This is a genomic window from Cytobacillus sp. Bva_UNVM-123 (assembly GCF_046351715.2).
GTDB lineage: Bacteria > Bacillota > Bacilli > Bacillales > Cytobacillaceae > Cytobacillus.
The window spans coordinates 2,142,402-2,154,666 of sequence record NZ_CM177772.1 but is presented as its reverse complement, the minus strand read 5'-3'; the positions used below and the strand labels follow the sequence as shown (position 1 = coordinate 2,154,666).

At 36.4% G+C, this 12,265-nt stretch carries 9 protein-coding genes; all 9 read right to left on the bottom strand.

Annotated elements, in window-relative coordinates; translation table 11 throughout:
- Positions 1-19: 19 nt before the first annotated feature.
- The 9 genes from KDN24_RS10605 to KDN24_RS10565 all read right to left on the bottom strand — a co-directional run bounded on the left by KDN24_RS10605 (position 20) and on the right by KDN24_RS10565 (position 12,258).
- Positions 20-322, bottom strand: coding sequence for a YlxQ family RNA-binding protein (locus KDN24_RS10605; RefSeq protein WP_409974827.1), 303 nt, complete (start codon positions 320-322; stop codon positions 20-22).
- Positions 319-603, bottom strand: a complete 285-nt coding sequence (rnpM, locus tag KDN24_RS10600; RefSeq protein ID WP_409974826.1) for an RNase P modulator RnpM — start codon at positions 601-603, stop codon at positions 319-321. The genes KDN24_RS10605 and rnpM overlap by 4 nt, the downstream gene beginning before the upstream one ends.
- 15 nt (positions 604-618) lie before the next feature.
- On the bottom strand, positions 619-1,743 hold the full coding sequence (gene nusA / locus KDN24_RS10595; RefSeq protein ID WP_409974825.1) for a transcription termination factor NusA: 1,125 nt from the start codon (positions 1,741-1,743) through the stop codon (positions 619-621).
- 152 nt (positions 1,744-1,895) lie between these two features.
- Positions 1,896-2,366: a ribosome maturation factor RimP gene (gene rimP / locus KDN24_RS10590; protein WP_409974824.1), complete on the bottom strand. Its 471-nt coding sequence runs from the start codon at positions 2,364-2,366 to the stop codon at positions 1,896-1,898.
- Positions 2,367-2,564: 198 nt separating this feature from the next.
- Positions 2,565-6,884: a PolC-type DNA polymerase III gene (locus tag KDN24_RS10585; protein ID WP_491348410.1), complete on the bottom strand. Its 4,320-nt coding sequence runs from the start codon at positions 6,882-6,884 to the stop codon at positions 2,565-2,567.
- 102 nt (positions 6,885-6,986) lie between these two features.
- Complete coding sequence (locus KDN24_RS10580; RefSeq protein ID WP_409974823.1) at positions 6,987-8,690, bottom strand: proline--tRNA ligase; 1,704 nt, start codon at positions 8,688-8,690, stop codon at positions 6,987-6,989.
- Positions 8,691-8,856: 166 nt separating this feature from the next.
- On the bottom strand, positions 8,857-10,119 hold the full coding sequence (gene rseP / locus KDN24_RS10575; RefSeq protein ID WP_409974822.1) for an RIP metalloprotease RseP: 1,263 nt from the start codon (positions 10,117-10,119) through the stop codon (positions 8,857-8,859).
- A gap of 174 nt (positions 10,120-10,293) precedes the next feature.
- Positions 10,294-11,436, bottom strand: a complete 1,143-nt coding sequence (locus tag KDN24_RS10570; RefSeq protein WP_491348409.1) for a 1-deoxy-D-xylulose-5-phosphate reductoisomerase — start codon at positions 11,434-11,436, stop codon at positions 10,294-10,296.
- A gap of 33 nt (positions 11,437-11,469) precedes the next feature.
- Positions 11,470-12,258, bottom strand: a complete 789-nt coding sequence (locus KDN24_RS10565) for a phosphatidate cytidylyltransferase (RefSeq protein ID WP_409974820.1) — start codon at positions 12,256-12,258, stop codon at positions 11,470-11,472.
- Positions 12,259-12,265 lie beyond the last annotated feature (7 nt).

Below are 12,265 nucleotides of genomic sequence, written 5' to 3'. Positions count from 1 at the left end.
ATTTTCACCCCCGCTAGAATTAATCGAGCATCGACTGCAATTTTTTTGCGAATCCATTATCTAATACAGCTACAACTACGCGGGCCTCTTTTCCTATCGCAGCTCCGAGAATTTGCCGATTTTCAACAATTTTATAAGGAACTTGATAAGAGGTACATTTATCAGTAATTTTTTTAGCTGTATTTTCAGAAGCGTCAGCTGAAAGAAGAATTAGCTTTGCTTTACCATTTCTAATTTCTTTAATCGTCAGCTCTTCACCTGAAGTAATTTTACGTGCTCGATTTGCTAAGCCAAGCAATGACATCCATTGATTCGAATTCATTTAGATAGTCGTTTCTCCCTCTCAATTAGTTCTAAAAGCTCATCGTATATAGAATCAGCGATTGAAACTTCTAAATGATTGGCTAGTATATTTTTCTTTTTTGCAAGAAGCACTGCTTCTTTATCTTTCGAAAGGTAGGCACCGCGACCTGATTTTTTCCCAGTCGGATCAACAGATACTTCTCCTTCTTTCGAGCGAACGATGCGAACGAGTTCTTTTTTTGGCCTCATTTCACCTGTAGCGATGCATTTACGCAACGGAACTTTTCTTCGATTGTTCACGCTCATCCACCTCATTTATTCCATTTCATCTTCAAGATCGAAATTTTCTTCATAATCATCATTTTTAAATGTTAATAATGATTCTTCACGAGGATAAATATCCTGTTCACGTGCTTCCGTCTCTGATTTAATATCTATTTTCCAGCCGGTTAATTTGGCGGCTAACCTCGCATTTTGACCACGTTTTCCAATTGCTAAAGAAAGTTGATAATCAGGAACAACAACAGTTGTCGCCTTATCATTTTCATTCACAATAACATCCAGCACTTTCGAAGGACTTAAAGCATTCGCAACGAAAACTATCGGATCTGCAGACCATTTAACAATGTCTATCTTCTCACCTTTTAATTCGTTAACAATCGCTTGAACACGTGTTCCTTTAGGACCAACACAAGAACCTACTGGATCGACCTCTTCGTTTGCAGAATGAACAGAAATTTTCGAACGATCTCCAGCTTCGCGAGCGACCGATTTAATTTCAACTGTACCATCATAAATTTCAGGCACTTCAATTTCGAAAAGCCTTTTTAATAATCCAGGATGAGTTCTTGAAACATAAATTTGAGGTCCTTTTGTTGTTTTCTCAACTTTTGTGATGAACACTTTTATTCGATCATGTGGCTTGTATTGCTCATTCGGCATTTGCTCATTTGCTGGAAGAATGGCTTCAATTTTTCCTAAACTTACATAGATGAACTTTGAGTCTTGTCGCTGAACAATACCAGTCATAATATCTTCTTCACGATCAATAAATTCAGAATAAATAATATCTCTTTCAGCCTCACGAACACGTTGTGTAACAACTTGCTTCGCAGTTTGAGCCGCAATTCGTCCAAAATCCTTCGGTGTTACTTCAAGCTCGACGATATCTTCAATTTGATAATTTGGATTAATTCTCTGAGAGTCCTCGAGTGAAATTTCTAATCGGGGATCAAATACTTCATCAACAACTTCTTTTCTCGCAAATACTCGCATAGTCCCACTCGCAAGGTTCAGATCAATCCTAACATTTTGAGCCTGATTAAAATTTCTGCGATATGCAGATATAAGCGCTGCTTCAATCGCTTCTATAATAATATCGCGCGAAATTCCTTTTTCTTTTTCTAGCAAAACAAGAGCATCTAATAATTCGCTGCTCATGAGATTTTTATCCCCCTTTGATCTTAAAGCGTAAGCGCATTGACTCGGGCAACAAACATTAGTCAAATCGACAGGAAGAATGTTTTTTAACCTTCTTGGCGGATTTGCTTAGACCCGAGAGCCTCGAAGCGCTGAAGCTCGTCATATTATTATTAAGAAAAAACCACTGCTAAACGAGCATTGGCCACTTTTTCATATGGTATTTCAATACTTTTCTTTCTCGTTTTTATTTTAATTTCAACTGTTACTGTTTTCGAATCGAAACTTGTTAATATGCCTTCAAATGTTTTTTCACCATCGATCGGCTCATAAGTTTTAATAAACACATTTTTCCCGACAGCTTTTTGAAAATCTTTATCATTTTTCAAAGGACGCTCTGCTCCAGGAGATGATACTTCTAGAAAATAGTTATAAGGAATCGGATCTATCTCATCGAGTTTAACACTTAATTGTTCACTAACGAGTCCACAATCCTCGATGTCGACTCCATTCTCCTTGTCGATAAATACTCGAAGGAACCAGTCTCTTCCTTCCTTTACATATTCAATATCGACCAATTCTAAATTTAATTCTTCTAATATAGGAGTGACTAATTTTTCGACCGTTTCAGTCACTTGACTCATACTTTCCCTCCTTTACTAGCATGCTTAACATTGTTTACTTTAGAATGAATAAAAAAACACGAAAGAGTGGGTTGCCCCACTCTTCTTAAACGAGAGTTATAAATAGTATTTCCACTAAAACTATACCATAACCAAATTCTTTATGCAAATGGAATAGCTGTAAACACAAGGGTTTATCGTACATTTTACAAGATAATATTAAAAGAGAGAAAGTTGATTTTGCTCTGGCAAAGAATCTAGACAGCCTTGATTATCTAGATACTCAATAACTGTCTTGGAAATTTTACCGCGTTGTTGGAGATCCTCCTTCGAAAGGAATTCTCCTTCCTCCCTTGCTTTCACAATATTGATAGCCGCATTCGTCCCAAGTCCTGGGATCGAATTAAACGGAGGGATTAATGAGTTCCCATCAATAATGAATTCATTTGCACTCGATCGATATAAGTCTACTTTTTTGAATGAGAATCCACGCTCAGTCATTTCTAATGCTAATTCCATAACAGTTTGTAAGTTCTTTTCTTTCGTAGAAGCGTCTAAACCTTTCGCATTTATTTCTTCAATTAAAGCACGAATTGATTGAGAACCTTTCACCATTGCATTTACATCAAAATCTTCTGCACGAACAGTGAAATAAGCTGCGTAATAGAAAAGCGGGTGATGAACTTTAAAATAGGAAATGCGAACTGCCATTAAAACATATGCTGCAGCATGCGCTTTCGGGAACATATATTTAATTTTTTTGCAAGAATCTATATACCATTCAGGAACTTCGTTGCGGCGCATTTCTGTTTCCATCTCATCGTTTAAACCTTTTCCTTTACGGACAGATTCCATAATTTTAAATGCAAATGCAGGCTCTAGTCCTTGATAGATTAAGTACACCATTATGTCATCACGACATCCAATTACTTCACTTAAGTTACAAGTTTTATTTTGAATCAATTCTTGTGCGTTTCCTAACCATACATCTGTTCCATGTGATAATCCTGATATTTGGACTAACTCGGAAAAAGTTGTCGGTTTCGTTTCTTCAAGCATTTGGCGAACAAACCTTGTCCCAAATTCAGGAATTCCTAATGTACCCGTTTTACACATTATTTGTTCCTCTGTAACCCCTAGTGATTCTGTGCTGCTAAAAATCTTCATCACTTCGGGGTCATCAGTTGGAATTGTTTTCGGGTCGATTCCGCTCAAGTCCTGTAGCATCCGAATAACAGTTGGATCATCATGTCCAAGAATGTCTAATTTCAATACGTTATCATGAATTGAGTGAAAATCAAAATGTGTGGTCTTCCATTCTGAATTTTTATCATCTGCAGGAAACTGGATGGGTGAAAAATCATAAATATCCATATAATCTGGAACAACAATGATACCACCTGGATGCTGTCCTGTCGTTCTTTTTACACCTGTACAGCCTGTAGCTAGCCTTTCTATTTCTGCCCCTCGTATTTGAAGATTATTATCCTGTTGATATGCTTTCACATAACCGAAAGCTGTTTTATCGGCAACTGTGCCAATTGTTCCAGCCCGGTAAACATACTCTTCACCAAAAAGCACTTTCGTATAATTATGAGCCCGAGGCTGATATTCTCCTGAAAAGTTTAAGTCTATGTCAGGAACTTTATCTCCTTTAAATCCGAGGAAAGTTTCAAACGGGATATCATGCCCATCCTTTTTGTAAGTCGCACCACAATTAGGACAATTTTTATCAGGCAAATCAAAACCAGAACCAACAGACCCGTCATTAAAAAACTCAGAATTCTTACATTCCGGACAAACATAATGAGGTGGAAGCGGATTTACCTCTGTTATTTCTGTCATCGTCGCTACTAAAGATGAACCAACTGAGCCACGTGATCCTACTAAATAGCCATCATCTAAAGATTTTTTTACTAGCTTATGAGATATTAAATAAATAACGGCAAAACCATGTCCTATGATACTTTTTAACTCTTTTTCTAGGCGGGCCTCAACAATTTCAGGCAAGGGGTCGCCATATATTTTTCTCGCCATATCATAGCTCATTTGGCGCATTTCCTCATCTGCACCTTCAATTTTTGGTGTATATAAATCATCTTTAATTGGTTTGACCGATTCAATCATATCAGCAACTTTATTTGTATTATGAACGACAATTTCTTTTGCTTTTTCTTTTCCTAAAAAGGCAAAGGATTCGAGCATCTCATTTGTCGTTCTAAAATGTACTTCTGGTAGCTTATGACGATTGAGCGGGTTTGCACCGCCTTGTGAGTTAATAAGAATTTTCCGGTAGATGCTATCATTTGGATTTAAATAATGTACATTTCCCGTCGCAACAACTGGCAGCCCCAATTTCTCTCCTAATTTAATAATATTACTAATAATCTCTTCAAGTGCTCTCTCATCTTTGATGAGTTCGAGTTCTAAGAGGTGAGCATACACTTCTTTTGGAAGCACTTCAATATAATCATAAAAACTCGCTACTGCCTCGACTTCATCCGGTGATTTTTGCATCATTCCCTCAAAAACTTCCCCTTTGTCACACCCAGAACCGACGAGAATCCCTTCGCGATATTTTTGGAGCTGTGATCTTGGAATACGAGGTACACGATAAAAATAGTTAATATGGGAAATCGAGACTAGTTTAAATAAATTTTTCAAACCAGCTTCAGTTTGAACGAGCAATGTACAATGATACGGGCGCGCACGTTGATATGCATTGCCTTCACCCATATGCTCATTAAACTGGTCATGATATTCTATTCCTTTTGCATGGGCATCCTTAAGCATTTTTAAGAGTAAATATCCAGTTGCTTCAGCATCGTAAATTGCTCGGTGATGTTGAGTTAGTTCAACATCAAATTTTTTCGCAAGTGTATTTAAACGGTGGTTTTTCATTTCGGGATATAAAAAACGCGCCAGTTCTAAAGTATCGATAACAGGGTTTGGAGCCTTTTCAAAATTTAGCTTTTTATAGCCGACATTCAAAAAGCCCATATCAAAAGAAGCATTGTGCGCAACTAATACAGCGTCCCCTATCCAATCGTGGAAGTTTCGCAATACCTCTTCCACTTCAGGAGCATTTTCGACTAGATCATCCGTAATGCCTGTTAAGTTAATCGTAGTTGCAGAAAGTGGGTGATGCGGATTTGCAAATGATTCAAACCGATCAATAATTTCTCCGTCTTTAATTTTAACTGCTGCAAGTTCGATGATTGTATCATAAACAGCCGATAATCCAGTCGTTTCAACGTCAAATACGACAAACGTATCATCTACAAGACACCGATGTGCATCGTTATACGCAATTGGAACACCATCATCTACTAAATTTACTTCCACACCATACAAAATTTTAATATCATTCTTTTTCCCACTGCTAAAAGCTTCCGGGAATGATTGGACAACAGCATGATCAGTTATGGCAATAGCTTTGTGTCCCCATTTCTTCGCCTGACTAACAAGTGCATTTACAGAAGAAACAGCATCCATCTGACTCATCGGCGTATGAAGATGAAGCTCAACTCGTTTCTCATCTTCTGGAGCTGTATCCTTTCTCTCAAGAGGCTTAATTTCGTTTATATCATTTCCAATCATGACGAGGTCACGGACAAATGTATCATTTTGTACGCTTCCTCGTACTTTTAACCACATTCCTTTTTGGACTCGTTCAAAGAGAGCTGCATCTTCTTTATCTCTAGAAAACATCTTAACAATAATGGAACTTGTATAATCAGTAATTTTGAAGGTTAATAGAGTCCTTCCGCTGCGAAGCTCCTTCGTTTCTGCTGAAAATACGTACCCTTCAACCGCCACACGACGTTCTTCATCAACGATATCAATCAGTTTTCGATAATCTGCATCATCTTTGATGGTCAACCCAATTGTGAGAGGACCTTCAGCAACAACACTAGAAGATTCTGCTTCAGCCTCTTTCTTTTGCATATCTAATAATGCTTGAAGACCTCTTTCTGCATCTTCTTTTTGTTTAGCTGCAAGAAATTTCTCGTATTCTTGATTGGATGATTCTAATGATATCTCGGTGTCAATGGTTAGCATCGGAAAACCCATTGTTTGATAAGTATTCGCGATCATTTCAGCATACTTTCTTTTTATCGAGAGACCTTCTGTTTCATTTTGAACATGTACGATAATTTTATTTCCTTGAATGACAGGAACTTGCTCATTTAATCGTTTTAATAAAGGTGGAGCAATTCCTTCCATTTCCTGAATACAATAATGCCAATATTCTAATATAAGTTTTTCATTATATGACTGGTCATTCACTTCGATCGTATAGCTTATTTTAGCAATATGAGAAAAAGTTTTTATTAATTGTGCAGAAAAAAGCTGATAGATATCGTATGGCAAAATTCGATTGAATATAAAGTGAAAGTGCCATTTTTTTTCTCGTTTTTCGATGACAACTTTTTTAATTTCTGCATAGTGAAAATGGTTAACAATCGCATCATCAGTTAATTGCAACTGTTGGAGCAAGAGTTGGAATCGCTCTTTATTTCCTAAAGGTTCCTCCATTGTTCTCTCTCCTATCTATTAATATTTAATTACAGACGATGTTAATTATAGCATATTATTTATTTATCAAAAATGGATTCCCAAAAGGGGAATCCATTTTTTTTAAAGTGAAGCGAATAACGCTGAAATCACATTTTCAAGTTCATCTTTATGAACTTCTTGCATTTCACCGGTTTTCCGAACTTTCACTTCAACAATACCTTCTTGTGCTCTCTTTCCAACCGTTATGCGAATTGGCAAACCAATTAAGTCTGAATCAGCAAATTTAACCCCAGGTCGCTCTTGACGATCATCGAGCAACACATCATAATTTTTTTGCTTTAATGTTGTATATAATTCCATTGCAAGAGCAGCTTGAGCTTCGTCTTTCATATTAACGGCAATTAAATGAAGATCGAGTGGAGCGATATTTTTCGGCCAAACTAACCCGTTCTCATCATTAAATTGTTCTGCTACAGCCGCCATCGTACGTGATACACCAATCCCGTAACAGCCCATAATCATTGGCTGACTTTTACCATTCTCATCCAAGAATGTCGCTTGCATAGCCTCACTGTAACGAGTTCCTAATTTAAATACATGCCCAACCTCAATTCCTTTCGCAAAAAGAATGGATCCATTTCCATCTGGAGAAAGATCCCCCTCTTGAATAAAACGAAGGTCCGCATATTGATTAACATTAAAATCACGTTCTGGATTGACATTTATATAATGATAATGTTCTTCATTTGCACCACATACAACGTTTACTAATGACTTAACAGCCTCATCTGCGATAATATCAATATTCTCAACATGTACTGGACCTAAAGAACCCACTGAACAATGTAAAATTTCCTTCGTAACATCAGCGCTAGCTAATTCAACTATATCTGCATCATATAAGTTTTTTAACTTAACATCATTGACCTCATGATCCCCACGAACTAACACTAATACATATTTATCATCAATTTTGAACAGTAAAGATTTGAGACATTTTTCTGCCGTAATATTAAAAAATGAGGCGATATCATTAATTGTTTTTTGATTCTCTGTTTTAACTTTTTCAATTTCTTTAAGCTCTTCATCACTTTGCTCATGATTCGTTATCACGGGAGCCATTTCAATATTTGCAGCATAGTTGGATGTATCAGAATAGGCAATTGTATCTTCTCCTATTTCAGATAAAACCATGAATTCATGCGTATCCTTTCCTCCCATTGCTCCTGAATCAGCAATAACTGCTCTGAAATTTAATCCACAGCGAGTAAAAATATTGGAGTAGGCATTATATACTTTTTCATATATTTCATCGAGACATGTTTGTGTCGTGCTGAAAGAATAAGCATCCTTCATAATAAACTCACGGCCGCGAAGAATCCCGAATCGAGGACGTTGTTCGTCACGAAATTTAGTTTGAATTTGATATAATGTTAACGGTAGTTTTTTATAGGATTTAATTTCATCACGAACTAAACTTGTAATAACTTCTTCATGAGTTGGCCCCATAACGAAATCACGTTGATGACGATCCTTCATTCTCATAAGCTCTGGACCATATGTATACCAACGACCTGATTCCTGCCATAGTTCTGCAGCTTGCATAGCTGGCATTAACAATTCAACTGCCCCAGCGGCATCCATTTCTTCACGAACAATGTTTTCGATTTTACGCAATACCTTTTGCGCTAATGGTAAATAACTATAAATTCCACTTGCACTTTGACGAATAAATCCAGCTCTTAACAATAATTTATGACTTTTAATTTCAGCGTCTGCTGGTACTTCTCTTAATGTAGGAATAAGCATCATGCTTTGTTTCATCTAGTAGCACCTCTTTTAATATCACTTTTATTTCGCCGTTATGTATAAATAATATGATTTAGTAGAAAACGGGACCTTTATCTTTCAAGCTGCTTTTTACATAAAGGCTCTCATAAGATAAATTGACCCGTTTCTATGAAATATCAAATTAAAAACTAAAGATAACTTATAAGAAAAATCTTTGAATATCGTTCCATGTTACAACGAGCATTAATAACATTAATAATGCAAAGCCGATAAAATGTACCATACCTTCTTTATGGCGATCAATCGGTTTTCCTCTGACAGCTTCAACAGCAAAAAACATTAGTCTTCCACCGTCTAAAGCAGGAATAGGAAGCAAATTCATTATACCAAGGTTTATACTTAAGATGGCTGCCCATTTCATTAAATAAAAAATTCCTGATTTTGCAACAGTGTCTGTTGAAACATAAATCCCTACAGGTCCAGACAATGCATCAATCGAAAATTGACCAGTTAATAATTTTCCGAGCATAACGAATATCTCTTTTGTCCAAAGATATGTTTCTTTCGCACCTTGTGTAATGGATTTTAAAGGTGATTTCTCTGTCGGTTGATAAACACCAATTATGCCAGTTTCTTTTCCATCAACCATTTGCATATTTGGAGTAATCGGGACGGTCAAATCTTCTCCATTTCTTTCAATGAAAAATTGTAATTCTTTGTTTGGGTTTTGGCGAATAATTTCTACAACATCTGGCCAGGTTGATATTTCAGCATTATTCACACTTTGAACAATATCCCCTTCTTTTAATCCTGCATTAATGGCAGCTCCATCAGGAGTCAATTTGCCTAAAACAGGTGAGTTCGAAGGAATTCCTTGCAGTAAGCCAATGAGCACAAACACGACAAATGCAAGGATAAAGTTCATCATTGGCCCTGCAAAAATGGCCATTGCTCTTTGACCAAGTGTTTTCGAAGCAAACTGCCTATCATATGGAGCAATGAGTGTTTCGACTCCATCTTCAACAAATTCTGCACTCGGACTAATCTTAAAGGTTTGTAGTTTTTCTTCATCTTCCCCTTCTACATACCCTTTCATAATTAAATCATGTTCAATATCAGCATGTTCAACTTCAATCACTCTTGCATCAGGAAACTTATCCTTTTGGTTTATAATTATTTTATTTACTTCATTTTTCTCATTGAATAGTAAGCCAACGCGAAAACCTGGTTTAATTTCAACCATTTCAGGGTCCTCACCAGCCATTCGAACAAAGCCGCCTATTGGCAATAGTCGAATTGTATATACAGTTTCCCCTTTTTTATGATTAAAAACTTTAGGACCGAAGCCAATTGCAAATTCACGACATAGAATGCCAGCCCTTTTTGCAAATATAAAATGTCCTAATTCATGAAAAAATACGAGGGCACCAAATATTATGATAAACGCAATGACTGTACTCAAAATATAACCACCTTTTTGAACACTAATATCAAGCTTGGCATGTGAGTGTCCTGATTTTATTAGCTTTCCTACAAATATCTATAGGGAATGCCAAGGGTCTTAACTTTTTTTCAGTGCGAACGAAGAGCGAGATGAAAGCTAACCTATTTCACTTAGTTCATTACTGAAAAGCATTTAAACAAGTGAATGAATAAATGATCTCGTTTCAATATCTACTTCTTGAATGTCAAATAAACTTGGACTAATGATGTTTGTGTGAACACTCAATGCTCGCTCAATTAGTTCTTCAATTTGCAGGAAACTAATTTTTCCTTTTAAAAAAGCGGCAACAGCAGCTTCATTTGCAGCATTTAGGACAGTCGTCATCGTCCCGCCTGCTTTCCCTGCTTCATAAGCAAGCTTTAAGCAACGAAAACGTTCAAGGTCCATTTCTTGAAAGTGAAGTGTACCTATTTGTGCTAAATTCAAATGATTTGCTGATGGTAATGGAAGCCGATCAGGATATGACAAAGCATATTGAATCGGTACTCTCATATCTGGTGTTCCGAGTTGAGCAATCATACTGCTGTCATGAAACTCAATCATCGAATGAATAATGCTTTCTTTATGCAATAATACATCAATTTTTTCATAATCAACAGCAAAAAGCCAATGTGCTTCAATAACTTCTAGCCCTTTATTCATCATGGTCGCAGAATCAATTGTGATCTTTGCACCCATTGACCAATTTGGATGGTTTAGGGCTTCTTCAATTGTCACATTTTCTAATTCTTTGCGGCTTCGATCTCTAAAGCTGCCACCTGAAGCTGTTAATATTAGCTTATCAATATTCTTTTGCTTTTCTCCTTGTAATGCTTGGAAAATAGCTGAATGTTCACTATCAACTGGAAGTAAAGAGACTTTATGGCGTTTTGCTTCCTCAATAACAAGATGACCCGCTGTTACCAAAGTTTCTTTATTCGCAATAGCGATCGTCTTCCCCTCTTTTATCGCCTGTAAGGTCGGAATAAGACCAATGCTGCCAGTTACTGCATTTACTAATATATCTGCCTTATGATAGACAGCTACTTCAATTAATCCATCATTTCCATCCATAAATTGAATCCGTGGAAATTCAACTTTAAGTTTATCTGCTAGTGATTTTTCTGCAATTGAGACGAGCTCTGGTTGGAAATCATGGATTATTTTTCTCGTAAGCTCAATATTTTGACCAACTGATAAAGCAACAAGCTTAAACTCAGAAGGATGTTGCTTTATAATGTCAAGTGTTTGGGTTCCAATCGAACCAGTAGCACCCATTAAACTAATATATTTCATTACATTCAACTCCTGTTGAAAAAAACAGTTTACTTATAATAAATAAATAAAATGCAATAGTGGCCAAACAAATAATAAGCTATCAAAACGATCTAACATTCCACCGTGACCTGGCATAATATTTCCTGAATCTTTCACATCATAATGACGCTTTAACGCTGATTCAACCAAATCGCCAATTTGTCCAAAAATAGAAAGGATCACTGTGATAATGGCTAATTGCAGGAAAGAAGCTTCAATATCTGTAAATGTACTAAATAGAAAAGCTACAATAAGAGCACAAACAACTCCACCTAAAGAACCTTCTATCGTTTTGTTCGGGCTTATTTCTGGCCAAAGCTTTCTTTTTCCTATCGCACGACCGATAAAATAGGCCCCAGAATCTGTTGCCCAAATAATAAAGATTGAATAAAAAAGATAAACTAAACCCGCTTCTCTTGTTTCGATGAAATAGTAAAAGCCAATCCCAACATATAAAATCGATAATACAGAAAACGCAACATCATCAAAATCAAATCTATTCTTTGTCGCCACAGTGTATGTTAAAAATAATAATACTGCTAGCAAAACGAATTCGATTTTCGTAAAATGAAGGGTTTCTAGCACTGCTTGAAACTGTCTAGGCAGTAAAAATATCCATAATAATAATAAGGAAATAAACCCTGGAACAGAAAAAAGGCTTAGCTTGCGCATTTTCAATAGTTCATAAAGTGCAATTGAGGCTATTAAATAACCTAGTATGATTACAGGAATCCCACCATAAATGGATATAGGTAGAAAAATTGCACCGAATACGATCGCTGAAATAATTCTTTGTTTCATTTAGTTT

What these genes read in the sequence shown, in the direction of transcription:
- rimP (WP_409974824.1), bottom strand. Translation starts at nt 2,366, where the DNA reads ATGAGTCAAGTGACTGAAACGGTCGAAAAATTAGTCACTCCTATATTA.
- nusA (WP_409974825.1), bottom strand. Translation starts at nt 1,743, where the DNA reads ATGAGCAGCGAATTATTAGATGCTCTTGTTTTGCTAGAAAAAGAAAAA.
- KDN24_RS10565 (WP_409974820.1), bottom strand. Translation starts at nt 12,258, where the DNA reads ATGAAACAAAGAATTATTTCAGCGATCGTATTCGGTGCAATTTTTCTA.
- KDN24_RS10605 (WP_409974827.1), bottom strand. Translation starts at nt 322, where the DNA reads ATGAATTCGAATCAATGGATGTCATTGCTTGGCTTAGCAAATCGAGCA.
- KDN24_RS10580 (WP_409974823.1), bottom strand. Translation starts at nt 8,690, where the DNA reads ATGAAACAAAGCATGATGCTTATTCCTACATTAAGAGAAGTACCAGCA.
- KDN24_RS10585 (WP_491348410.1), bottom strand. Translation starts at nt 6,884, where the DNA reads ATGGAGGAACCTTTAGGAAATAAAGAGCGATTCCAACTCTTGCTCCAA.
- KDN24_RS10570 (WP_491348409.1), bottom strand. Translation starts at nt 11,436, where the DNA reads ATGAAATATATTAGTTTAATGGGTGCTACTGGTTCGATTGGAACCCAA.